The organism is Massilia norwichensis, from assembly GCF_024753245.1.
GTDB classification, from domain to species: Bacteria; Pseudomonadota; Gammaproteobacteria; order Burkholderiales; family Burkholderiaceae_D; genus Telluria; species Telluria norwichensis.
The window spans coordinates 71,310-94,753 of sequence record NZ_JANUGX010000003.1 but is presented as its reverse complement, the minus strand read 5'-3'; the positions used below and the strand labels follow the sequence as shown (position 1 = coordinate 94,753).

Here is a 23,444-nt window from a genome sequence, read left to right as displayed (position 1 = left end):
AACAGTAGAGAGGTCGGGTGACAACCGCGGCCCATCGTTCAACTTCAGAGGAAACACAGTATGGATCCGCACGCGGATTTTCATGGCCTGACGATTGTTATTGCGATTGCAGTGGCAATTTGCGGTGTGTTGGCATTGCTGATTTTCTTTTTTTGGATTGAACGCCACAGCAAGCGCGGTTCCAGAACCGGCGCCGATCGCGGAAAAGTAGTACGGTCAGCACGCAAGAAAAAGCGAAAGTAACAGACCTGGTTTCAATACAAGTAGACGCGGCCTGCGCAGGTCACTCGGCAACAAATTCCCAAGTGACGCCCCGGTCGTTGCTGCGAATCAATTTGCCATTGATGGCCCCATACAGCCGGCTGGACGGCGTGCTGGCGAGTGCGGTAATCGGTGCAACTGGTGACCGCATCCGGATCCAATGGTCGCCGCCATCCTGGCTAATGAAGAATCCTTCACGCGCCGTGGCGTACACACGTTCCCGCCACCCGGTATCGCTGGCCACAACCTGGAAGTTCAGCTGGACTTCGCCGGCCTTACGCCATCCACAAAAACAATCCATAGCGCGACGAACACCTTTGGGTGTCGCCGCGAACAGCCATCCGGTTCCGATTTCACCTGGCATCCTCGAGTGTGCAAGTTGCACGACTGACTCGCTGGGGCCGTGATTTACGAAGCTCCAGCTTGCGCCGGCATCCCGGCTACGGAAAATCCCTTTCCCAAACACGTAGGCATACACGGTTCGGGCTTGGGTAGCGTGCGCGGCCAATGCCACAACGCCGCTGTTGGTCAGTCCTCGATTGCGCGACAGCCAGGTGCGTCCGCCATCGTGGCTGTGTAACACGCCTGAGCCGACGACTGCGACATAGATCGTTTTCGGGCGGCCCGCCGAGATCGTGAGCGAGGCGATATTGCCTTGCGCTGCGGCTGGCAGAGCCACGGACTTCCATGTCCGCCCCTCGTCATGGCTATGAGCAAGCGATCGGGAGGTCGCCTTCCAGAGCTTGCCGCTGGCATCGTCGAACTCGAGGGCAACAATCGGTGGAGCGGAGGGCGAGGGCGCCGCCTTTACCGCGCCAGGTAGCCCCGCCAGTCCAATCGAAACCGTTATGTTGCCAAGCGCCCATATGACTTGATCGCGTTGTTGCAGCAGTCTCATTGCGTTTCTCCGCGTTGAGTCAGTTAGGTGCCATCGCCCACCAAATAATCGCCATGACGAACACACAGTAACGTAAACATTAAAGCTCAAGCGCGACAGTATGAAGTGTCGCCTGATGTGATTCATGAGTACGATTCGGTGCGCTTCTGCACGGACCAGGCAGGAGCTGGACTCCATACTGCTCGCGTCGAGGAAAGGAACTATATGAAAACCGCCGAGCGAGTCCGACTGGAACTGCCTTTGGTACTCCCAGAGATAGACGACCCGAACGACCCATGCATCGATCGGCTGATCGGTCTACTTGAGGGGCGCCCGGGCGTCGAGCACGTCCATATGAAAACGCTTGAGAATGCCCAACCTGTACTCTGTCTGCATTACGATCCCGCAGTGATCAACGTGTCGAGGTTACGTGACCTGGTGAGGGCGATTGGAGCGCGCTTGACGGAACAGTTTGCACATTACATCGGGCGCACGCCAGTGCCGCTGCATGCCCGGAGTGCCAGGGTGTTCGCTGATCGGCTGCGCCGGACCTCGGGTGTGTTGGAAGCAGAAGTATCACCGTCGGGAGCCATTCGCATCGAGTACGAGCGCTCTGCGATCACGCAGCGGGAGTTGGAGGAACAGATACGGTCGCTCGGCGCGGCGCTCGCGAACGACGCTTCTCCTGCCGAAAAACTCACTGAATCGACTGCCGCTACCGAGCAGCCCACGCATGGTCGCCATCAACACGAGCACGACAACCATGCCGGCCACGGTCACAAGCATGACGAAAAAGAAGGGAAAGCACATGCTCATGAGGACCGGGATGGCCACGCGGGACATGCACATTCCCACGGTGGGATATTCGGCGAACACACCGAATTAATTTTTGCTGTCCTTGCTGGTGTTTTCGTCCTGGCCGGCTGGCTGGTCGATCGGAGCGAATCTGCTCCTGACTGGGTATCGCTAGCGCTATATATCGGGGCTTACCTGTGCGGGGGCTTTTTTACTGCAAAAGAAGCCATCGAAAACATCCGTGAGCGCCGCTTCGAAATCGATACGCTGATGCTCGTGGCGGCAGTCGGCGCGGCGGCCCTGGGTAAATGGGCAGAAGGGGGCCTGCTTTTATTCCTGTTCAGTCTCGGTCACTCCCTGGAACACTTCGCCATGGGACGCGCACGCCGCGCAATCGAGGCGTTGGCGGAGCTCGCTCCCGAGAAGGCGCTGGTCAAGCGTGGCGACGGCACAGAGGAGGTTGCGGTCGAAACCCTCAAACCCGGTGACGTCGTGCTGGTGAAACCGAACGAACGGCTGCCGGCGGATGGTGTCGTGGTGAAGGGTACGTCCAGCGTGAATCAGGCGCCGGTAACCGGTGAAAGCGTTCCGGTCGATAAAGTCGCTGTGAAGGATGGTCAGGCGGCGATCGCTGCATTCGACCGCGTAGACGCAAGTAACAGGGTGTTTGCCGGCACCATAAACGGGGCTGGGGCGATCGAAGTCATGGTGGCGCGCCTGGCGTCACAGTCGACCATGGCGCGGGTCGTCCAAATGGTTGCCGAAGCCGAAGCCCAGCGCTCGCCCACCCAGCAGTTTACCGACAAATTCGAGCGCATTTTCGTCCCCGTCGTCCTCGCGCTGGTAGCGCTGCTGATGCTTGCGTTTCTCGTCGTCGACGAATCCTTTTCGGACAGCTTTTATCGCGCGATGGCGGTGCTGGTGGCGGCGAGCCCGTGTGCGCTCGCGATCTCTGTACCGAGTGCCGTTCTTTCCGGCGTCGCGAGAGCTGGGCGCAGCGGTGTCCTGGTGAAGGGTGGCGGTCCTCTGGAAAATCTCGGCAGTCTCAGTTCGATCGCCTTCGACAAGACCGGGACTCTTACCGAGGGGCGTCCCAAGCTCACCGATGTGACGACGGCTGGCGGTGTCAGCGAAGCCGAGTTGCTATCCGTCGTCGTGGCCGTCGAATCACATAGTGACCACCCCCTGGCTACGGCACTGGTGGAGGGCGGACGGCAACGGCTGCAGGCTGGCGGCCAAGTTGTACAAGCCGAAGACGTCCGCAGCATCACCGGCAGGGGTGTCCAGGCGATGGTCGATGGCGAGAAGACGTACATCGCCAAGCCGGTGTTTTTCAGCGAAATGGATGGCATGAAGATGCCACCCGAGCTAATCGACGCCAACGACAGCTTGGTCAAGTCCGGACGGACCACGATGGTTGTGCGAAAAGGGGACCGATTCCTCGGTGTGATCGGCGTAATGGATACGCCGCGTCCGGCTGCAACGGCAGTAATGGCCCAGCTACGTGAGCTGGGAATCGAACGGCTGGTAATGATCTCGGGTGATAACCAGCAGGTTGCCGATGCCGTCGCACGTACGGTTGGCCTGACCGAGGCCAAAGGCGACCTGATGCCGGAGCAAAAGGTCGAGACCATCAAGGCCTTGCGCGAGCGCCACGGCAAGGTTGCGATGGTTGGCGATGGCGTCAACGACGCCCCGGCAATGGCGAACGCAACTGTCGGCATCGCCATGGGCGCAGCCGGTTCGGACGTCGCGCTCGAGGCGGCCGACGTCGCACTCATGGGCGATGACCTCAGCCAGTTGCCATTTGCGGTCGGGCTCTCGAGGCGTACCAGACGGGTGATCAAACAAAACCTTTGGGTGAGCCTTGGCGTTGTCGCGGTATTGATCCCCGCGACGAGCTTCGGCCTAAACATCGGCACCGCGGTTCTGTTTCATGAGGGGTCGACCTTGCTTGTCGTGATCAATGCGCTACGCCTGCTGGCTTATCCAGGAACGCCTAAAGCAAGCGAGGGGCAGGAACCTGCTGCACGGGCTGGGAAAGATGCGGACATCTCTGTTGCCACGAAGTCGCCAGAGCCACCAAAGGTTTCGTCATGACTAGCCTGCTACCGAAGGTATTGACGTATGCAGCGTTTCCGGCTGTCGCCATAGTGGTCGGCTCCCTTATCGCAGCCATACGTGAGCCTGGCGCAGGCTTACGCAGTGGTGTTCAGCATTTTGCTGCCGGCACGGTGTTCAGTGTTCTCGCGGTCGAACTGCTTCCCGATCTGATGCATCGCCGGATGCCGTGGCCTACCTTGATTGGATTCTCGCTTGGCGTGGCATTGATGCTGACGCTGAAATGGATTGGCGACCGAGCGGAAAAGGCGGAAGGTGAGCGCAGTACACGCGGCCTGGTCACAGCCATGGGCGTGGATGTCGGCCTCGACGGCACATTGATTGGCTTATCCTTTGCGGCCGGAGCGAAACAGGGATTGCTGCTGACAGTGGGGCTGGTCCTTGAGCTGCTTTTCCTTGGGGTTTCCTGCGCGACCTCGCTTCGCAGTGCGGGAAGGGCCAGGTCCGTGATCATCCGAACGACCGCGATGCTTGTTGTCGCACTACTGGTCGGCGCTGCAGCCGGCGCAATTCTATTAAGTTCCGTCACGCCGGTCTATGTAGACGCCATGCTCGCTTTTGGCGTGGCCGCATTGCTGTATTTGGTGACTGAGGAACTGCTGGTCGAGGCTCACGAGGAAATCGAGACACCGGTGCAGACTGCAATGTTCTTTTTGGGGTTCATCCTGCTGTTTATCATAGACATGCTGATATGACGTTGCCACGAACTTCCGTCGAACTACTCGTCGGCAGAATTCACTGCGACGTCTCGCTGCGGCAAGGAATGCATCGGTCCGATTCGACCGCGAAGCATGGCCAAGCGAACGGCACCGCCAATAGCAAATACCGAGGAAAAGCAATGATAGACTACATCAAGGGCAATCTCGTCGAGGCACGTGATGCGCTGGAACGCCTCATCAATAACAGTGCGCAACTGGGCAATATTGAGGCAAGCGCAAGCCTTCTAATCGAAGCGCTGGAACGTGGACGCCGCGTTATTTCGTGTGGGAACGGCGGCTCGATGTGCGACGCCATGCACTTGGCGGAAGAGTTATCCGGGCGTTTTCGTGATGATCGTCCTGCAATGGCGGCAGTCGCGATCAGCGATCCAAGCTATATCAGTTGCGTTGCCAACGACTACGGCTATGAGCAAGTTTTTGCTCGTTTCGTTCAAGGTAACGGTAGTGCGGAAGATATTCTTTTTGCCATCAGTACGAGCGGTAATAGTCCTTCGGTGGTCCTTGCTGCCCAGGCGGCGAGAGCTAAGGGGATGAGGGTAATTGGTCTGACTGGACGCCCCCATTCGCAATTGGAACTCCATGCCGATATTTGCATTTGCACCAGCGCGGGCCAATACGCTGACCGTGTGCAAGAGCTTCATATTAAGGTTATCCACATTCTGATTGAGCTTGTAGAACGTGCTTTGCAACCAAAAAATTATGAGAATGAATCGCCACGAGTTTAGTTGATGGGTGTTACGAATGCCTGGCAGGCCGACGAGGAGTGCGATACCCCCAGCCGGAATCGGCCCGGCCCTAGCTAGTGCCACCGTCCTCGCCTTTAAGCCTAGAGTCAGTTAGGACAGCGTACCATGAACAAATTCCTGAAAATGAACGTGGCGGCGAGCGCGAGGCCGCCGCCTATTCGCTGATCGGCATGGCGAAAGTGACTGGCGTGGGTTCTGAGACATGGTTGCGCCATGTGCTTGCCATATTGCCGACCATCCGGTGAATCGCATCGACGAGTTTTTGCCGCCGGATTGCGCGGAAGTGCTGTCGTCAGCAATAGCGAAGCTCCAAGGAACGTACGTTAGCCACAGCAGGGACGCTCCAGTTGAATCGGCGGGCACTTCACCGTACCGTATGAGCAAAAGACACAGCAGTCACCGGCCTTTGGCCGCAGCACGACGGCACAGCCTTCGCACTCGTAGTAGAACTGGCATGCATCAGTCGGCATGGTTTCCAGTTTGCTCAGCCCGCAATGCGGACAGGTCAGGGTCGACTCTAAAATTGCCTCGGTCATCGCATCACTTCCTGACGGTCGAAGGGAAGCCTGCGTCAGCGGTCGCTTTGGTCAGCATGGAGACGTTGGCTTTGTCCGTATCCAGGTGCACGGTGGCCGTCTTGTGCACGAAGTCGATGCTCACCTCGCTCACGCCAGGAACGTGTTCAAGCGCCTTCTTGACCGTGATCGGGCATCCGGCACAGGTCATGTTTTGCACGTTAAGGGTAAGCGTTTCTGAGGTGCCGGCGAAGGCTGATCCGCTCAGTAACACGGACACGATTAATGTAGAAATACGCATCGGGAAATCCTTTTAATAGAACAGCGGGGCGTACAAGGGAAACGTCAGCAGTAGTACGGAGGGGACGGCAACGAACCAGAACATGATGCGCTGGTTCCTGAGGACACGGTCAACGGCGCAGGCGTCGCCAAGCGCGCAGGCGCGCCGGCGCAGGTACAAGTTGTGGAAGGCGGCTCCTAAAAATAGCACCGTCAGCGCGGTGAAGTAGGGGCTGTAGGGTTCGAACGCAATCAGGTGAGATGCCCATCCGCCGCTAATGCCGAGCAGCAGGAGGATGAGCGGACCGGCGCAACATGCTGAGGCGCCAAGCGCCGCCAACGCGCCTGCGACCAAGGATCCCTTCGTTCCGATTGCCATGCTCGCTCCAAACAGCTTTTATGGTGAAACAGGATAAACTCCGTACACATATACGGAGTAAAGTACATGACAGAGAAAATGACCATCAGCCGCTTGGCCAGCGCCGCCGGCGTGAATGTGGAGACGGTCCGGTTCTATCAACGAAGTGGACTGATCGATGAGCCGGCGCGGCCGTACAGCGGCTACCGCACCTATGCGGGCGAGGATGTACGCCGGATTCGCTTCATCAAGCGGGCACAACACCTTGGCTTTACGCTCGATGAAATCGCGAGTCTTCTCAAGCTGGAAGGCTCGCAGACCTGTGCCAGCACCCGCGACCTGGCAGCGAAGAAGCTCGCCATGGTAGAGGCTAAATTAAGCGATCTGCTTGCAATGAAGACAGCGCTCGCAACGATGGTATCGCGCTGTGATAGCGAGCATCCTGGTGCCGGTTGCCCAATAATCCAGGCACTGATCGATGACTGATTTCTTTCACGTCCTTGCCAGTGGCCGGCCAGTCGCAGCGGCAAACAAGGTGTTAACGGTTCGCATCTTACCTGCAAGAGCGTTCTCAAGGTATTAATCGACTCTCAGAGGAGAAAACAAGCCGGAGGTGGCGCGTCCTTCGTGCCTGTTCATCGGCCTGGTCGCGCTCGGACAGTGCTTCCAGTGCCTGGAGTAGGAACTCGGCAATTTGCCAGTCCTTCTCCCTGCACGCGCGTCCGAATGCCGCTGTGATGTCATCAGATAACGTGGTCGATTCGCTCATGGCGATCACCGTTGAGGCGGCTCACGCCGCCAGCGATGGAATGATGAAGAAATAGGCGTTCAGCATGTATAGCCCCGCCGCGATCAGCGCGATGCCACCGATGACTTCGAACGTTTTCGAGTATTTGGAAAATGGCTTCAAGTTCTCCAGCCAGCCTATAGCCCACGCCCCCAAGCCAACAGGGATCGAGCGCCCGATCGCGAATGCCAACAGCAACGCAGCGCCCAGTAGTGGCGAGCCGGCCGAAGCGGCCCCTCCCAACAGGACCAGCAAGGCTGGCGTGCAAAATGGGCAGACCGCTACCGAGAAGACCATGCCCAACGTGAAGGCGCCCCAAACGCCGGTAACACGCCGCGCGCGAACGGACACGGTCGGGAGCGGCAATCGAAGCCAGCCCGGCCAGATCAGACCGAGGAGAATCAGGAACGGCCCAAGCACGAGTCCCCATTGGCGCCCGAGCAGGCGCGCGACCCAAAGTCCGCTCAGGCCGGCCAGCAACCCGAGCAGCACGTGCATCGCGAGCATGCCAAGAATGAACATGCTTCCAAAGGTGATGGACTCGCTCCGGTCCCGCGCCTTTGTGACGTAAGCGAGCGACACCGGGATCGCCGCGACGGCCACGGGATTCAGGCTGAAGAAGAGACCGGTCAGAAACCCTACGCCAACAGCAGCGAAACCGGCATGCTGGACGGCTTGCCCCAGCGCTGAGGGATCCATGATCATGACCTTTCCACGCTGGCCGCCTTACGAGCGATGGCAGCGGCAAACTGCTTCACGTTTGGCAGCGCCGGGAACTCGAGCACTCCCTCGATGGCGATGGCCGGCAAGGTAAGCACCCCAAGTTCGACGGCATATTCCATATGCTCGAGCACGTTCAACTCGCACCACTCGACGTCAGGGATGCACTGGCTGGCAGCTGCCTTGAGATTCTCACGATTGGCAGCGCATTTGTCGCAGCCTGGTGCGTAGAACAGTTCAATCTTCACGTTTTTCCTTCGTTGTCGGAAGATGTGCTTGCCTTCTCGAGAGCCGCCAGGATCGGGCAGCCGTTGATAGGGTGGGTTTCATTGGCACAGTCAGCGATCAAATGGTCCAGCGCCTTGGACATGGCCGAGAGTGCCCGTATCTTTCCCTCCACCTGCAGCTTCTTTTCGATCGCCCGCTGCCGGACATCGCCACAGCAGGCCTCGCTCTGGCCGCGCAACACCAGCAACTGCTGGATTTCGCCCAGCGTGAAGCCGCAGTCCCGCGCCTGTTTGATGAACCGGAGCCGGACGACCGAATCCTCATCATAGAGCCGGTAACCGCCTTCGCTCTTGCTCGCCGGAGCGAGTAGGCCCTCGCGCTCATAAAACCGCAGCGTATCGACCGTCACGCCCGACAATGTTGCCAGTTTTCCTATCGTTATCACTTGCACCTCCGATTGCATTCTAAACCCTGGAGGTAGGTCCAGAGTCAAGCCCTGTCTTGCGAGCGAAAAGGCCTTGACCCTTGACTATGCTCCAGCCTTCAGAATGGCGGCATTCGACAACTTCGGACCAACTCATGAGCACGGCTGAAAGCACTCTGGAGGCTTCTTCTAATCTGGAAAGCCCTATGTGGACACAGGAACCAGGTAGCCACCCCGACCGGATGCGCATGCGAGCGCGGGTCGCCGGGATGCACTGCTCACTTTGCACGGGCACGATTGAAAAGGCGCTGCGCCAGCACCCGGGCGTCGACGCCGTGGCCGTCAGCCTTACGCACGAGCAGGCGCTGGTGGAGTACGACCCGGCCAAGGTTCGGCCACAGGTACTGCTGGAGACTCTGCGCCAGATGGGCTACAGCATTTCGGATCCACGCAAGCTAAAGCCCTTTGAAGAGGATGAACGCGATCTGGTACATGGAGCAAGGCGGTTTCTTTGGGCGACGTTCTTCAGCCTGGGGTCGCTGACGCTGGTCGCGCGGCCGGGGGATTTCTGGTACGCACTACTCGAAGCGTTTGTCGCCGTATCGCTCATTGCGGCGGTGTTCCTCGTATTGCGCCCGCGCGGTTGGGCGCAAGCGACTGCAGGAACACTCCTTGCGCTGGTCGAAGTCATTGGCCTGACATGGCTGCGGCAAAGCGGGCGGATGGGGGGCCACGAAGCTTGGCTCGCTGCCGTTCTTGCCGTGGTAGTCGTCTTCGTGCTCGCGCGGCAAATCCTTTACATCGCCTGGCAATCGCTGCGACGCCGGATCATCAACCAGCACGTCTTGCTGGAAGGAGCGGCGTTTGCGGGCCTGGCCGGCGGCGTGTACGGCATCGTTGCCGGCGGCCCGACCTTTCCGGCAGCCCCCTTCTTCTGTGTGGCTGTCATGGTCTGCAATTACCACATCTTTTCGGAGTGGCTATCGCTAATCGTGAAGACGCGCAGCTCACAAGCGGTGCGGCGCTTGCTTGATCTGCAGCCCGACACCGCGTACGTGCTGCGTAATGGCCAGGAACAAGAGCTTCCGATCGAACAGGTCGTTATCGGCGACCTGGTGCGTGTCCGTCCTGGCCAGCGTATCCCGGTCGACGGCGTCGTGGCCGACGGCCATTCGTCCGTCGACGTCTCGCTGGTCACCGGCGAGCCGCTTCCGGTCGAGTGCAGGGCCGGCGGCACTGTCGTCGGGGGATCGATGAACGGACTGGGTACATTACTTGTTCGCGTGACCGCGGTCGGAGCAAGCAGTTTTCTGCAGCGCGTAGTGCAAGAGGTCGAGGATGCCCGCGCCTTGAAGCCCGGAATGCTGCACCTGGTCGACAAGGTGCTGAAGCTCTACGCTCCTGCCGTGCTGTCGCTGTCCGCACTTTCCTTTCTCGCCTGGTGGATTCTCCCTTTGCTGACCGGCAACAGCCCGGGCATCGAGCGTGCCGTGTTTGCAGGCCTTACGGTTCTCGTGATGGGCTACCCTTGCGCCCTCGGCATCTCGGCGCCGCTGGCGATCGTTCGCGGTGCTGGCGAAGCTGCGGAGCGCGGCATACTGATGCGCACGGGCGAAGCCTTCCAGGGGTTGCGGCTGGTGACACACATCGTGTTCGACAAGACGGGGACGCTTACCGAAGGCAAGCCGGATCTGCTTGAACTGGAAGCTGTGAGCGACACGGAAGACGAATTACTTGGCGTGGCGGCCGCGGTGGAAACGGCTTCGGAGCACCCGCTGGCAAAAGCCGTAATGACTGCAGCGCTGGAACGCGGGATTGGACTGCCGCCGCTCGACCACTTTGAAGCGGTGCCGGGCCGGGGCGTGCGGGCGACGCTGAAGAATCAAATGGTCCTGGTCGGAAATATTGTGTTTTTCAAAGAGCAGGCAGTGCCCTTGGGGGACATCGAGTCGCGGGTACGAACGCTGGAAGAAAAAGGCAGGACCGTCGTTCTCGTAGCGCGCGAGAACGCAGTTCTCGGGTTGCTCGCCTTCGGTGATGCCGTTCGGCCGAACGCCAAATATACGATAGACCGGCTACGCCAGGCAGGAATACGCACGATCCTGATGAGTGGCGATAACAGGGCTGCCGTCGAGCGTGTAGGAAACGAGGTCGGGGTCGATGAGGTTCATGCAGGCTTGCTTCCGCAGGAGAAGGCAAGCCTGATCAGGACGATGCAGCAAGCCGGAAGTGTCGCGATGGTCGGCGATGGGATCAACGACTCGGTCGCCCTGATGCAGGCAAACGTCGGAATCGCGATGGGGAATGGCGCCGACATCGCGATTGATGCGGCGGACATCATCATCTTGAACAACCGCCTGGAAGCGGTTCTGGATGCCCGCGAGATCAGCCGCTGGAGCTACCGCAAGATGTTGCAGAACGTCTGTCTGGCCATCATGTTCAACGGGATCGGGATCCCGCTTGCTGCGACCGGCCTGGTCTACCCCATCTGGGCGATGGCGGCAATGGCGTTCAGCGTCACCGCCATTTTTTCGAACTCGCTACGCGGTCGGCCCCGCCTCTTCTTCGATGCGATTTTGAGCGTCGGACGCGCGGCGGAGCCGGTCAGGATTTGAACTGTTATAGGAAAGGATATCAACATGATTGCCAAGGTCGATTTCGAGGTGATTGGCGAGGAGAAGATGCATTGCGGTGGCTGCGAGACCCGGGTCCGTTTTTCGCTGGGACGGATGCCCGGCGTTCAAGAAGTGGTTGCCAGCGCGAAGACACAGCGCATCGCTGTTGTCATCACCCCCGAACTGGTGACAGCTGAACAAATATTGGCGACCCTGAAGATTGCGGGCTTCGAAGCCAGGATCTTGAGCTGATTGCGAGACGATTGACGACTGAAGTGCGCGGCGAGCATTCAACGTAAGTACATTTTGCCGCCATCCGCCAAGCGGGTTCAAGACACCGTCAGCTTGTCCTTGATGAAGAAGCAGCCGCCGCCGAATGATCACTATTTCCCGAAACGAGAATATTAACAATGACCTCAACGACCATTGATATGAACCGACAGCGCGAAGCGCTGCTACGCGTGCTCGCTGCCGCAACGTTCATCATCTTCTTTCAGGCCTTCATGGTGGCCCCCATCATTCCCCAGCTAGCGGCCACATTCGCGGTCTCGCCGCACGAAACCGGGTTCATCGTCCCTGCGTATCTCATTCCATACGGTGCGGCAACGCTCGCCTACGGTTTGTTGGCCGACCGCATCGGCATCTGGCGGATCATGGCCGCCTCGCTGTGCGCGTTTGCGCTGCTGACGTCCTTGACAGCTACGGCACAGTCGATCACGCAACTCGCGTTTTGGCGCCTGATGACCGGCCTCGGCGCAAGTGGCGTCGTGCCGCTGGCCCTTGTCCTGATCGGCCGGTTATTCCCTTATGAGCGGCGAGGGCGCCCCCTGGGCTGGCTGTTTGGCGCCATGGCCGGCGGTATGGCTTTCGGTTCCACCATCGGCGCCGTTCTGGAGCCGTACACTGGATGGCGCATCATCTTCATCGGCGTCGGCATCGCGGGGGCCGGCATCTTGGCCGTTCTGCTTCCGTATCGGAATCTGATCGCAGACGCGACCCAGTCCATCCAGGGCGGCTGGAGCATGCTATTTCAAGCATATCGCGGTCTGATCACATCGGCACGGGGCCAGCGTACTTATCTGTTTGTGTTGCTCAATTCGATTTTCCACTCGGGCGTCTTCACATGGCTCGGCTTGTATTTCGAGCGGCAGTATGGCCTGGGCCCCGTCGGTATCGGCTTGGCATTGCTCGGTTACGGCGTCCCCGGCTTTTTGTTCGGACCCTTGATCGGACGCGCCGCAGATCGCTTCGGCCGCGGGCGCATTGTGCCACTCGGCCTGGGCCTCGGCGCACTGGCCGCTGCAGCGCTGCTCTCGCATACATCGTTGCTGGTCGCAGCGCTTGCGGTAACTGTGTTGTCGCTGGGTTATGACATGACCCAGCCGCTGTTCGCCGGCATCGTGACATCCCTCGGGGGCCAGCGCCCAGGACAAGCGATGGGCCTGAACGTATTTATGTTATTCATCGGTTTCGGGCTGGGCAGTCTCATCTTCGGGGAGGTGCTGAGCTTATTTGACTTCGGAAAGGCATTGACCCTTTTTGCCGTGGTGGAAGCGGTACTTTGTTTACTCGCGTTTAGGCTTTTCCGTGAGGAAACCGCGTCCTGAACGGAAAGATGGATTAGGTTGGGGGGCGCTTTCAAGCATTGGCAGCGGCGCTTACAGCCTGGCGTCCAACTCCTGATCGTATAATGCCAGGTCCTCCCCTTTGGCAGACCATGCGGAAGGAGGCAGCGTTGTTAATGCGCATCGGCGAATGCACGCCAAAGCTGACAAGGTTTCCCGTCCGTTGGTCTTCGCCCTGGATTGTTACCAACAGGATTCTGCTACCTCGGTCGAGCACTGGCATGTAAAGCAGACGGATCCTCGTAGACGAAAGAAGAATTAATGATCTGGAAGACTGGACTGTTGTTCATTGCCACAGCCGTTGCGGAAATTGTAGGCTGTTTTCTGCCATATTTATGGCTTCGTAAGAATGGCCCGATCTGGCTACTTGCCCCGGCTGCAGCAAGCCTGGCACTCTTCGTGTGGCTGCTGACTTTACACCCTGCCGCCAGCGGCCGCGTGTACGCGGCATATGGCGGCGTCTACGTTACTACTGCACTGGTCTGGCTACGCGTGGTCGACGGCGTGAAGCTGTCGACCATGGACTGGGCTGGCGCGGCGATCGCTTTGTTCGGAATGGCGATTATTGTCTCCGGCTGGTCCAGAGGCTGATTGGCCGCGGGTAAGAGGTCTGCTGGCGCCAACCCAGCCTCAGCAGTTCAAATTTTTTCGATCTGCCGATTGATCGCCTTGAGCGCACGCTCGTTGCGCTCGCTGTAGCGGTCGGTCAGAAAATCGGTTCGCCCCCGCATCAGCAACGTGATCTTGAAGAGCTCCTCCATCACGTCGACAACCCGATCGTAGTAGGCAGACGGTCGCATCCGGCCTTCGTCGTCGAATTCCTTATAGGCCATCGGCACTGAGGACTGGTTCGGGATCGTGAACATGCGCATCCAGCGCCCCAGCAGGCGCAGGGTGTTGACCACGTTGAAGGACTGCGAACCGCCGCAGACCTGCATCACCGCCAGCGTGCGGCCCTGGCTCGGCCGGATCGCGCCCATTTCCAGCGGAATCCAGTCGATCTGGTTCTTCATCACCGCCGTGATCGCACCATGGCGCTCCGGGCTGCACCATACCTGGCCTTCCGACCACAGGCACAGCTCGCGCAGCTCGACGACTTTCGGATGCGTCTCCGGCACGCTGCCGGCCATCGGCAGTTCCATCGGATCGAAAATCTTCACCTCTGCGCCGAAGTGCTCCAATATGCGCGCGGCTTCCTCGGTCAGGAAGCGGCTGAAGGAACGCTCACGCAACGAGCCGTACAGCATCAGGATGCGCGGCGGATGGCTCAGGTCGCCCACTGGCGCGAGCTTCTCGAGCGTAGGCTGGTCAAGCAGTTCGGGCTTGATGTTGGGGAGATTCGGGATTTTACTCATTTGATTCGCTTTCCTTGTTCGTCGACGACAGCTTCGCCGTCCTCTTTCGAGAAGGCGGCACGCTGCGGCGCCGGCAGGATGTCCAGCACGACTTCAGACGGCCGACACAGGCGGACACCGACTGGCGTGACGACGAAGGGCCGGTTGATCAGAATCGGATGCGCGAGCATCGCGTCGATCAGTTGCTCGTCCGTCGTCCCGGGATCATCCAGGCCGAGCTCCAGGAATGGCGTGCCTTTCTCGCGTACGGCGCCGCGAACCTGCAGGCCTGCGCGCTGAATCAGGTTGACCAGTGTTGCGCGGTCGGGCGGGTTCTTAAGGTATTCGATCACGGTCGGCTCGATGCCGGCATTCCGGATGAGGCCCAGCGTGTTGCGGGAGGTGCCGCAATCGGGGTTGTGATAGATCGTGACGTCCAGTGCCTTGTTCATGTTCGGTCCTTTCTCAGCTCAAGCGCAGGGCAAGCGCGCTCAGGGTCACCAGCAGGATCGGCAGGGTCAGGAGAATACCGATCCGGAAGTAGTAGCCCCAAGAGATCTGGATATTCTTCGCCGAAAGCACGTGCAGCCACAACAGCGTGGCGAGGCTGCCAATCGGCGTGATCTTCGGGCCGAGGTCAGCACCAATCACGTTCGCGTACACCATCGCTTCGCGCACAACACCCTGTGCCGTGGTGGCGTCGATTGCCAGCGCGCCCACGAGTACGGTCGGCATATTATTCATGATCGACGACAGGATGGCAGTGATGAAGCCGGTGCCGAGCGCTGCGCCCCACACGCCATGCTCGGCGCACCGGTTGAGCAGGGCAGTGAGGTAGTCCGTCAACCCGGCATTGCGCAGGCCATAGACCACCAGGTACATCCCCAGCGAGAATACGACCACCTGCCATGGGGCGCCGCGCAGCACCTCGCGGGTCGAGATCCGGTGCCCGCGCGCAGCGACAGCCAGCAGCAGCACTGCGCCAACCGCGGCCACGGCACTGATCGGGATGCCGGCAGCGTCGAGCCAGAAGAAGCCGACCAGCAGCATGCCCAGCACCCACCAGCCGGTGACGAAGGTGGCGCGGTCATGGATGGCCTCCTCGGGGCGTTTCAGTTGTGTCACGTCGTAGTTGGCCGGGATGTCCTTGCGGAAGAACCAGACCAGCGCGGCAAGCGTCGCGGCCACCGACACCAGGTTCACCGGCACCATCACTGCGGCGTAGCGCGCAAAGCCGATATTGAAATAGTCGGCCGAGACGATATTCACGAGGTTCGACACGACCAGCGGCAGGCTGGCAGTGTCGGCGATGAAACCGGCCGCCATTACGAAGGCCAGCGTGGCTTTCGGCGAAAATCGCAAGGCGACCAGCATGGCGATGACGATGGGCGTCAGGATCAGCGCCGCGCCATCGTTGGCGAACAGCGCGGCCACGGCCGCACCCAGCAAGACAAGAAGCACAAACAGGCGCCGGCCGCTGCCGCCGCCCCAACGCGCCACGTGCAACGCAGCCCACTCGAAGAAGCCGGCCTTGTCGAGCAGGAGGCTGATGATGATGACGGCCACGAACGCACCGGTGGCATTCCAGACGATATGCCAGACGGTGGGAATGTCACTGACGTGGATGACGCCCGCGAGCAAGGCCACGGCGGCGCCCGCGGCGGCGCTCCAGCCGATACCGAGGCCGCGAGGCTGCCAGATGACGAAGGTGAGGGTTATCAGGAAGATGAGAAATGCGATCAGCACGGAAGTCTTTCAGGGAGCTACGGGCACATGGACAAGCCGGGCAATGGCCCGGCTGACGTAACGGAAGGTGGCGTTCAGGCGCCGATATGGCCGATGCGGTCGAGTTCGGTCTTGAACTTCGCGCGGTCGGATTTCAACTTCTCGAGCGGCAGGGCGAGGAAGGCTTCGATACGTGCGCGGAGGATGGCGTAGGCCTTTTCGAAGGCGGCGTCGATTTCCTCTTCGGTACCGACGACGTGGCTTGGGTCTTCGACACCCCAATGCGTACGAAGCACCGGACCGAGGTAGGCCGGGCAGGTTTCACCGGCAGCGCTGGCACACACCGTTACCACGAGGTCAGGGGTGACGGGCAAATTGTCCCAGGACTTGCTGTAGTAGCCCTCGGTGGAAATGCCTTTGCTGGCGAGCAGGGCGAGCGCCTTGTCGTTCAACTTGCCGGTCGGTTGGCTGCCTGCGCTGATGGCGTGCCAGCCAGTTGGAGCCAGATGATTGAAGACGGCTTCACTGATGAGCGAGCGGCACGAATTGCCGGTGCAAAGAAAAAGTACGTTCACGGTAGACCTTAGGTTGAGAGGAAATAAGCGCAGAAATTAGCTTGTTTGGCTGGAAGCGATGGGCTCACATCCCGAGCCATTCGTTGGCGAACAAGGATTGCCGCCACAGCAGTTCTCGGTCAGGAAGCCCAGCAGCTGATTCATCGTGTCGAAGTTCGCTGCGTAAATGATGAAACGGCCTTCCTGGCGCGGAATCACCAGGTTGGCGTGGGTAAGTTCTTTCAGATGAAAGGACAGCGATGAGGGAGGCGTGCCGAGTGCCTCGGCAATCTTGGTTGCGGAAAGTCCTGCAGGGCCAGCCTGCACGAGCAAGCGAAAGGTTGCCAGCCTTGATTCCTGGGCGAGGGCGGCAAGCGCGGCAAGTGCGGGTTTCGTGTCCATGATCTCGTCCAAATATTCGATAGTTCCAGTATAGTGGAATTGACGCCTGTGCGGCAAGCCCTCACAGGAGCGGCACGTCCGAACGGCCGATGGCGGCCAGTTCCTTTTGGATAGCCAGGCGCGACAGCGTCGCAAACGGAAGCATGGAAAAGATGTCGAGGCGATTCTTGATCTCGCGGCATGTGCGGGCAAAGACCTGGCGATGCTCCCGGTCGCTGCCCACGAATGCTGCTGGATCTTCGAAGCTCCAATGCGCCGTGATCGGGTGCCCTGGCCAGCGGGGACACGCCTCGCCAGCGGCCTTGTCGCATACCGTGATCACGAAGTCCATGTGCGGAGCATCGGCAACTGCGTACTCATCCCAGCTTTTGCTGCGCAGGCCCTGGACGGGGAAGCCGAGCCGTTCGATCTGTTCGATCGCAAAGGGATGCACCGAGCTGCCTGGATGGCTTCCTGCGCTGTAGGCGCGAAACCGGCCAGCGCTGGTGGCGTTGAGGATGGCCTCGGCAATAATGCTGCGCGAGGAGTTGCCGGTGCAAAGAAATAGTACGTTGAAAATCCTGTTGTCAGTCATGGCGGTCTCGACCTGTTCGGTTGGTTGATACGACACTTCCAAATATATCGAAACATCTTGACCGTTTGATGACAACGACGATATTCTATATTCGTCGATTAACGAATAACCGGTTCAGGCGCGCGTCCGGGTCTATCGCTGCGCCCATGCATTCGTAATTCGACGAAATAGGAAATGCCGAGGTTTGGCTGCGGACCAACAGAACTTTGCCTGACGTACGATGAAGTAAATGTGTGACTGCGGAGCGTCTCCCGTCCGCCTATACAAAATCTCCCGCCGCCCCTTCAAGAATCACACTTTTGCTTCATCTGGCGATGAAGGAAATGTGTGACTTTCCGCTGCCTAGATAATCCCGCAAATTGCCCCTGGCCACGACTCTGTGACGTGTAAGACCGCATAGTCCCGTCAACAAACCGCCTATCACCCTGGCATATCTTTTCCAATGTACGGTACCGCACAATCGTGCGCCGGCATCGCACGAAAAGCATACCATCGAGCTTCCTGTTGAGTTCTAGGAGGCTGCATGGGATCCGTTCCGCGCTATAAAGAGTCTGTACTCAACAGGCGGCCATATCATAGCCATCGTTACGATGTCTATGCACCCAAGTTACAACGGCAGGTCACCCTGTTCGGCCGCGACGCCCTTGACCTGTGGACCTCCCTCGAAGCCAGTACCCAGGTTCTAAGCTACTGCGAACGCCCGCTCCTCGTACCCGACATGCGACCGCAACGCGCATTCGACTTCTGGGTTCAACGCCCAGATGGCGATGAGCTTTTAATCCTGCTGCGCGAGGGCGATTCGGATATCGCCAACGAAGATGCCGGCGTCAGCGTGCGGGCGCTCGACACGAAAACGATCGATGGGATCCCGATCAGATGCCTGGACCCAAACGACATGGTCCAGCATCGTACGGCCTTGGCCAACTGGGGCACGATCATCCGTGACCTCGCTGCGTTCCAGCGATTCGTACCAGAACCGCTGTGTCGCGAATTGCTCTCCACGTTGGGTACCGGGAAGACGATTGGCCAGCTTCAGTCCGAACTGACGGACTTCGATAGTTCTACCGTCCGGCTGGCTATCTACATGGTGCTGCACCGCGGCCACGCGGTGTGCAAGCAGCTGGTGACGCTTCCGCTCGGTCCGAACCACATGATCGAACGGCCATGACGCGGTCATCCGCCAAACGCTTCGACAGGCAAGCGCTTCTACTGACAGCGCCTCCGGTCGAACTTTGGCCGACTGTCGACGCGTCACATCTACCGGCCGCCGAGCAACAACAGGTACACGCATTGTGCGAGGCACTGTGGGACCTGTTTGCGGACCAAGACACGGCTGTCGCGCGCATCCTCGAGCGTCATCGCGTGCACCGCGAAACGCTTTATCGCGCGGCGAGATGCTGCCTCGACAAGCACGAAGATGGCAAGATCTTCGGGTTTCGCGTCGCTTTGCGCTACGTGCGCACGAAGGGCTACGAACGGGTCACGCTTGTGGCGCCGACCCCGTATGCCCGTGACGGTTGCGCCGGCGCGTTCGGACAACTCATGCGGGACTATCCCGCCATCGATCAGCTGATCCGCAAGGCGGTCCAAAGCCGGAACAAGTCAGTCAAGCTGGGCGGCCAGGTTCGTCAGCCCATCCGGGACATCCATCGGGAATTCATCGAAGCATGTCGGACTGCAGGGATCACGGGGGACAAGTATCCCCTCAATACGAAGCGCCTGGCGGTACGTTCGCTAAGCGCATACATCCGCGGCATCGTGGAAAAGGACTTCGACATGGCTGTCTCACATGCACGCGGCCGCAAGGCGCGCATGGCGCCGAGCACGATGGAGCAAGCACCGGCGGCGACCCGACCGTTCGAGGTCGTGGAATTCGATGGACACCAAATCGATCTGCGGGTCACGGTCAGACTAATTGATCCCTTCGGAATGGAACAAACGCTCGAGCTTCACCGAATCTGGATACTAGTGCTCCTCGATGTCTACACTAGGGCAGTACTTGGATATCACATTGCTTTGGGTAAGGAATACAACAAGGACGATGTCGCCGCGGCGCTGCAGGCGGCGCTGACGCCCGCTCTTCCACGCTACTACTGTATACCGGAGCTAACTGTCCGCGACGGTGGTGGCTTCCCGTCGGCCGTGGTACCCGAGACGGCGTTTGCGTGTTGGGACTGGTTCCGTATGGACGGTGCCAAGTCCCACCTGGCCGCAGACACCCTTACACGCTTGAATCAGATCGTCGGCTGCTGGACCGACAACGGCCCGCCCGCAACGCCCAACGACCGCCCCTACATTGAACGCTTCTTCCACCTGATCGCGCGGCATTTCGCGCACCGTCTTCCTGGTACGGTAGGGAATTCGCCGGAGGCTATCGAACGTGCGCTCAGCGAACCGAAAGGCGACGCAAGATTGAACGTCGAGCTGCCTGAACTTGAGGACATGATCCATGTGCTCATTTCGAATTACAACGCGACAGCTCATCCCGGGGTAGGAGGAAAAACGCCTCTGGAAGCCATGTCCTACTCACTGCAGGTGTCAAACGCATTCTTGCGCAAGCTGCCCATGCCCCTGCGCAGCAATTTATGCCTGATGCAGGAAGCGAGGGTGGTGCCGATCAGGGGCTCAGTGGAGGCCGGCATCAGGCCTCACATCAACTTCTGGCATGTCAAATACACCAGCGCCGTCCTGGCCACGAACGCTGGTCTCATCGGCCGTAAACTGCGCATCTATTACGATGTGAGGGATATCCGGGCCGTCAAGGCATTCTTCGAAGACGGTACCGAGCTGGGTATTCTCACGGCCGCTCGCCCTTGGCACATTACTCCCCATTCCCTACGCGTACGACAGGAAATTTATCGGCTCATTGCCGAACGCAAGCTGGCGGTCGAGCGCGACGAATGTCCCGTCGTGGCCTGGGGCCGCTACAAGTGGCGTCAGGCGAAAGGCAACAAGCGGGCCGCAAACGCTTTGACCAAGCAGCAGAGTGACTTGTTGTCCATTCCAAGCGCCGCGTCACCGCCAGCACTGGAAGCCCCTCCCGCCATCGCCGTAGCGGCTGTGGCACCAGCAGAGCCGCAGGGCGAGCGGCCAGCCGCGACCGAACCCTCCGCGCAGCAGGTGCCACAACCTACCGCGGCGCCGAAGCCAAAGCCCATGCAAATTCGGCGTACGATCACTTTCTGAGGAGTCAGGCATGTCCAGTGCGCATGTCCGTCCGATTTCGGTTGACCAGCATCCGGTGACGCGGCACCAATACATTGTTCCAACGCCCTCCATCGATGCCTTGATGCAGAAAGTGAAGCGGCTCGTACGCATGCATACGCCCGGCGCGGTGATTTTCGCCTACCCACGCTTCGGAAAAACGTATGGCATCCGATATGTCAAGAACGCCCTGCAGGGCGAGTACCCTGGCGTGGTGTGCCTCAGTTGCGGTACCGAGGCGAAGAAAAAACCTTCCGAGGACGGCTTTTTCACCACGCTCCTCGAAGCGACGGGTCACCTTGGCGCTTTGACAGGATCCATAACCCGCAAGCGGCGGCGCCTCATCGAGCGCATCTCGGAACTCGTGGACGCGTCAGGCTATAACTGGTTCGTGATCTTCGCGGACGAGGCTCAGCGTCTCGAAGTCATGGAATACGAATGGCTACGCGATGTTCACGACTGCCTCGAGAGGAAGGGAATCCGGATGATTACGCTTCTGGTCGGACAGCCGCAATTACTCAACCAGAAGACCGCTTTCCGCCAGAGTAATCACACCCAGATCATCCTGCGCTTCATGATCGCGGAAATGCGGTTCGACGGCCTCGCAGATCCGGACAGCCTGGCAACCTGTCTTCAAGGCTACGACGACGCGATTCATCCACCATCCACGCCCTGGACCTACACGCGCTTTTTTTACCCGCAGGCATATGACAACGGCTTTCGCCTGGTGGACGAAGCACTCGCGCTGTGGGATGCATTCCTTCGTGCCCACAACAGCGCACGCATCAACGTGCAGATGGAAATCCCGATGCAGTATTTTGCGCACGCCGTGGAGATCGCACTGGAAACGAATATGCAGCTCGACAGGGCCGGGTTCAAGTTCACGCCAGAGATGTGGGACGAGGCGGTAGCCGAGTCTCTATTCGTGGAGGCACTGCGCGAACTGCATCTCGGCATGCCGTCGAACTGAGACGGCGATGAGCGGCGCCCGCATCCTTCTCGACACCTACCGCGAGCAAGCTGAACAATGGTGTTGGCGAACGGAATGGCATATCCAGGGCGAGTCGGCCTTGACGCTGTTCTGGAAATTCGCGCTCCTGAACCAACTGACCGCGCGCGAATTGGCTCCCTTGATCACGAACCGGACGTCCGGGCGGCGCAGCAAAATCTGCGTCAAGCCCGACATCGACCTCCGCGACGCCAGCGTCTTCGATCTCGACCAGCTTGCCCACATGTTCCGCGTTCCGACGGCCAGAATCCGACGCGCCTTCCTATACGAAATCTTGCCAGGGAGCGTATTGCGCTCGCACGGCCACCTACGTTGGTGTACCCAATGCCTCAACCACGGTTTCCACACGCCGCTCTTCCAGATGAGGCAGACCCGGACGTGTCCAATCCACGAACATCGCTTGCGCGAAGAATGTCCAGCCTGCGGGCAGCAGATCCCGTTTCGCCTCAATAACCCGTTCGTCCTCAAGCCGTTCTACTGTCCGCGCTGCGGCTTTGGTCTGGCGCCGGCCATGAACCAGGAGCGTCCGGAACTGCTGCGTCTACGTCAGGAGCACATCTCGAATCTGTCGTTACTGCTTCAGTTTCATCGCGCCGCCGACGCCGACCAGGTCGATGTCAACGATTCTGATCGGCTCTTCATCAGTGCACGAAAGGCCGGGATATTCCATGTCAACGTCGAGGAACATGAAATCCATTCCCGCTACGCAAGCTTTATCGCCCACGTGGTCAACGACGTCGCGCCAGGGCTGTTCAAGAAACGGTCCGGCCTGCGCCCGGAACCCGTCAGTCGGTACGAGTGCGGGTGCTGGCGCCCGATCAAGTCCGATGACGATGACGAATTCGCAGATCATGACTGCAGTTCCGCAGACGGGGAGCAGATTGATCCCGCCTCGGAAAGCTGCCTGAGCGCTCTGATCGACACGTACAAGGCCATTCGACGGCGGCTTTGGCGACAAGTGCTCTGGAAACACCAGCGATGTGTCCGATCCGCGGCCGCCCGCATGGGGTGGCGCGTGGACGGCCAACGTACTGGGGCATTTTGTTCGCAGGCGCTGGCATTCATCCGCTGGCGCATGCTTTGGGAAGGGTGCGGCACACCACGGTACCTGTTTGCAAAACCCGCATTGGAATACTACGGCATCGTGGGCTGGCATCTGGCCAGGCCATGTCAGGTACCCTCGCACTGGTCGACGCCGACAAAGGCCTGGATCAGCAGTCAGATTTTCGGTGCAACATGCTTGGCTGCCTTCGACGAAGTGTCGTCCTGGTCGGAGACCGCGTGCAAGAACGAAATCATCGATTGGACCCGGTCGAAGAGCGCGATCGATCACACCTGTCTTTGGGCTGTTGCCGGTCGAGATTGCTGCGATCGGCCCGCGACCGTTTACCTACGCAATCCAAACGCATCACGCTCGGGCATGCATGGGGCCGAAAACTTGGCCGTCCACTGGCAACGCCATCAGGCGCAAATTGAACGTTTGCAGCGGTAGCTCGACCTGATCACGCCCGCCTCCTCGGAGTCGAGGCGCTGCGTCTTGAGTCCTGATATGGGTTCACACCTTGTAGTACA

General features: G+C 59.6%; 27 protein-coding genes and 1 pseudogene. 14 read left to right on the top strand and 14 right to left on the bottom strand.

All coding sequences use genetic code 11. The annotated features are described in order from the left end of the window. The first annotated feature begins 60 nt into the window (after positions 1-60). Positions 61-243: a hypothetical protein gene (locus tag NX782_RS03730; protein ID WP_156895505.1), complete on the top strand. Its 183-nt coding sequence runs from the start codon at positions 61-63 to the stop codon at positions 241-243. Between the two features lie 40 nt (positions 244-283). Here NX782_RS03730 and NX782_RS03725 read toward each other — a convergent pair whose 3' ends face one another. Beyond that, positions 284-1,159, bottom strand: coding sequence for a WD40/YVTN/BNR-like repeat-containing protein (locus tag NX782_RS03725; protein ID WP_083684434.1), 876 nt, complete (start codon positions 1,157-1,159; stop codon positions 284-286). Between the two features lie 204 nt (positions 1,160-1,363). On the opposite strand from NX782_RS03725, the gene NX782_RS03720 reads away from it, so the two are divergent. The 4 genes and pseudogenes from NX782_RS03720 to NX782_RS03705 all read left to right on the top strand — a co-directional run. After that, on the top strand, positions 1,364-4,033 hold the full coding sequence (locus NX782_RS03720) for a heavy metal translocating P-type ATPase (protein ID WP_083684437.1): 2,670 nt from the start codon (positions 1,364-1,366) through the stop codon (positions 4,031-4,033). Continuing rightward, positions 4,030-4,749, top strand: a complete 720-nt coding sequence (locus NX782_RS03715; RefSeq protein WP_075791038.1) for a ZIP family metal transporter — start codon at positions 4,030-4,032, stop codon at positions 4,747-4,749. The genes NX782_RS03720 and NX782_RS03715 overlap by 4 nt, the downstream gene beginning before the upstream one ends. A gap of 143 nt (positions 4,750-4,892) precedes the next feature. After that, entirely contained in the window at positions 4,893-5,498 is a 606-nt protein-coding gene (locus NX782_RS03710) for an SIS domain-containing protein (protein ID WP_258844103.1), read from the top strand. Positions 5,499-5,644: 146 nt separating this feature from the next. Further along, positions 5,645-5,811 (top strand): annotated as a pseudogene (locus NX782_RS03705) (transposase domain-containing protein); the annotation flags it as partial. A 31-nt stretch (positions 5,812-5,842) separates the two neighbouring features. Here the strand turns inward: NX782_RS03705 and NX782_RS03700 are convergent. From NX782_RS03700 to NX782_RS03690, 3 genes are read right to left on the bottom strand one after another with little or no spacing between them, the layout of a single operon-like run. Next, entirely contained in the window at positions 5,843-6,055 is a 213-nt protein-coding gene (locus NX782_RS03700) for a GDCCVxC domain-containing (seleno)protein (protein ID WP_075791064.1), read from the bottom strand. Between the two features lie 4 nt (positions 6,056-6,059). Next, complete coding sequence (gene merP, locus NX782_RS03695; protein ID WP_075791065.1) at positions 6,060-6,335, bottom strand: mercury resistance system periplasmic binding protein MerP; 276 nt, start codon at positions 6,333-6,335, stop codon at positions 6,060-6,062. A gap of 12 nt (positions 6,336-6,347) precedes the next feature. Next, entirely contained in the window at positions 6,348-6,692 is a 345-nt protein-coding gene (locus NX782_RS03690) for a mercuric transporter MerT family protein (RefSeq protein ID WP_075791066.1), read from the bottom strand. 66 nt (positions 6,693-6,758) lie between these two features. On the opposite strand from NX782_RS03690, the gene merR reads away from it, so the two are divergent. Then, positions 6,759-7,157: a mercury resistance transcriptional regulator MerR gene (gene merR / locus NX782_RS03685; protein WP_075791067.1), complete on the top strand. Its 399-nt coding sequence runs from the start codon at positions 6,759-6,761 to the stop codon at positions 7,155-7,157. A gap of 85 nt (positions 7,158-7,242) precedes the next feature. On the opposite strand, the gene NX782_RS03680 is transcribed toward merR, so the two are convergent. The 4 genes from NX782_RS03680 to NX782_RS03665 are packed head-to-tail and all read right to left on the bottom strand — an operon-like array spanning position 7,243 to position 8,869. Beyond that, positions 7,243-7,440: a hypothetical protein gene (locus tag NX782_RS03680; RefSeq protein ID WP_156895506.1), complete on the bottom strand. Its 198-nt coding sequence runs from the start codon at positions 7,438-7,440 to the stop codon at positions 7,243-7,245. Positions 7,441-7,461: 21 nt separating this feature from the next. Next, positions 7,462-8,163: a cytochrome c biogenesis CcdA family protein gene (locus NX782_RS03675; RefSeq protein ID WP_229503783.1), complete on the bottom strand. Its 702-nt coding sequence runs from the start codon at positions 8,161-8,163 to the stop codon at positions 7,462-7,464. Next, positions 8,160-8,426 (bottom strand): thioredoxin family protein, encoded by a 267-nt coding sequence (locus NX782_RS03670; protein WP_075791068.1) that lies wholly within the window; start codon positions 8,424-8,426, stop codon positions 8,160-8,162. The genes NX782_RS03675 and NX782_RS03670 overlap by 4 nt, the downstream gene beginning before the upstream one ends. After that, positions 8,423-8,869, bottom strand: a complete 447-nt coding sequence (locus NX782_RS03665) for a heavy metal-responsive transcriptional regulator (RefSeq protein WP_229503784.1) — start codon at positions 8,867-8,869, stop codon at positions 8,423-8,425. The genes NX782_RS03670 and NX782_RS03665 overlap by 4 nt, the downstream gene beginning before the upstream one ends. A 116-nt stretch (positions 8,870-8,985) precedes the next feature. Between NX782_RS03665 and NX782_RS03660 the strand changes: the two genes are divergently transcribed. The 4 genes from NX782_RS03660 to NX782_RS03645 all read left to right on the top strand — a co-directional run bounded on the left by NX782_RS03660 (position 8,986) and on the right by NX782_RS03645 (position 13,661). After that, complete coding sequence (locus tag NX782_RS03660) at positions 8,986-11,445, top strand: heavy metal translocating P-type ATPase (protein WP_075791069.1); 2,460 nt, start codon at positions 8,986-8,988, stop codon at positions 11,443-11,445. Between the two features lie 24 nt (positions 11,446-11,469). Next, positions 11,470-11,697, top strand: coding sequence for a heavy-metal-associated domain-containing protein (locus NX782_RS03655; RefSeq protein WP_075791070.1), 228 nt, complete (start codon positions 11,470-11,472; stop codon positions 11,695-11,697). 158 nt (positions 11,698-11,855) lie between these two features. After that, positions 11,856-13,052: an MFS transporter gene (locus tag NX782_RS03650; protein WP_075791071.1), complete on the top strand. Its 1,197-nt coding sequence runs from the start codon at positions 11,856-11,858 to the stop codon at positions 13,050-13,052. Between the two features lie 279 nt (positions 13,053-13,331). Beyond that, the gene (locus tag NX782_RS03645) at positions 13,332-13,661 is read left to right on the top strand and encodes a YnfA family protein (protein ID WP_308632806.1); all 330 of its coding nucleotides are present in this window, start codon (positions 13,332-13,334) and stop codon (positions 13,659-13,661) included. Between the two features lie 47 nt (positions 13,662-13,708). Here the strand turns inward: NX782_RS03645 and arsH are convergent, their stop codons facing one another. From arsH to NX782_RS03615, 6 genes are all read right to left on the bottom strand, one after another. Next, positions 13,709-14,425: an arsenical resistance protein ArsH gene (arsH, locus tag NX782_RS03640; RefSeq protein WP_258844102.1), complete on the bottom strand. Its 717-nt coding sequence runs from the start codon at positions 14,423-14,425 to the stop codon at positions 13,709-13,711. Continuing rightward, positions 14,422-14,844, bottom strand: coding sequence for an arsenate reductase (glutaredoxin) (arsC, locus tag NX782_RS03635; RefSeq protein ID WP_258844231.1), 423 nt, complete (start codon positions 14,842-14,844; stop codon positions 14,422-14,424). The genes arsH and arsC overlap by 4 nt, the downstream gene beginning before the upstream one ends. 25 nt (positions 14,845-14,869) lie before the next feature. After that, complete coding sequence (locus NX782_RS03630; RefSeq protein ID WP_075791084.1) at positions 14,870-16,150, bottom strand: arsenic transporter; 1,281 nt, start codon at positions 16,148-16,150, stop codon at positions 14,870-14,872. Between the two features lie 74 nt (positions 16,151-16,224). After that, positions 16,225-16,704 carry an arsenate reductase ArsC gene (locus NX782_RS03625; RefSeq protein WP_075791085.1) on the bottom strand — a complete coding sequence of 160 codons (480 nt, stop codon included), beginning with the start codon at positions 16,702-16,704 and terminating at the stop codon, positions 16,225-16,227. 36 nt (positions 16,705-16,740) lie between these two features. Next, on the bottom strand, positions 16,741-17,085 hold the full coding sequence (locus tag NX782_RS03620; protein ID WP_075796165.1) for an ArsR/SmtB family transcription factor: 345 nt from the start codon (positions 17,083-17,085) through the stop codon (positions 16,741-16,743). 61 nt (positions 17,086-17,146) lie between these two features. After that, a complete protein-coding gene (locus tag NX782_RS03615; RefSeq protein WP_075796166.1) occupies positions 17,147-17,659 on the bottom strand; it encodes an arsenate reductase ArsC in 513 nt (170 codons plus the stop codon). 523 nt (positions 17,660-18,182) lie between these two features. Between NX782_RS03615 and NX782_RS03610 the strand changes: the two genes are divergently transcribed. The 4 genes from NX782_RS03610 (at position 18,183) to NX782_RS03595 (ending at position 23,364) form a co-directional block, all read left to right on the top strand. Beyond that, positions 18,183-18,827 (top strand): hypothetical protein, encoded by a 645-nt coding sequence (locus NX782_RS03610; protein ID WP_258844101.1) that lies wholly within the window; start codon positions 18,183-18,185, stop codon positions 18,825-18,827. 122 nt (positions 18,828-18,949) lie between these two features. Beyond that, positions 18,950-20,845 carry a TnsB C-terminal domain-containing protein gene (locus tag NX782_RS03605; protein ID WP_258844100.1) on the top strand — a complete coding sequence of 632 codons (1,896 nt, stop codon included), beginning with the start codon at positions 18,950-18,952 and terminating at the stop codon, positions 20,843-20,845. Positions 20,846-20,855: 10 nt separating this feature from the next. Further along, positions 20,856-21,833, top strand: coding sequence for an AAA family ATPase (locus NX782_RS03600; protein WP_258844099.1), 978 nt, complete (start codon positions 20,856-20,858; stop codon positions 21,831-21,833). Positions 21,834-21,840: 7 nt separating this feature from the next. Then, a complete protein-coding gene (locus NX782_RS03595) occupies positions 21,841-23,364 on the top strand; it encodes a hypothetical protein (RefSeq protein ID WP_258844098.1) in 1,524 nt (507 codons plus the stop codon). Positions 23,365-23,444 lie beyond the last annotated feature (80 nt).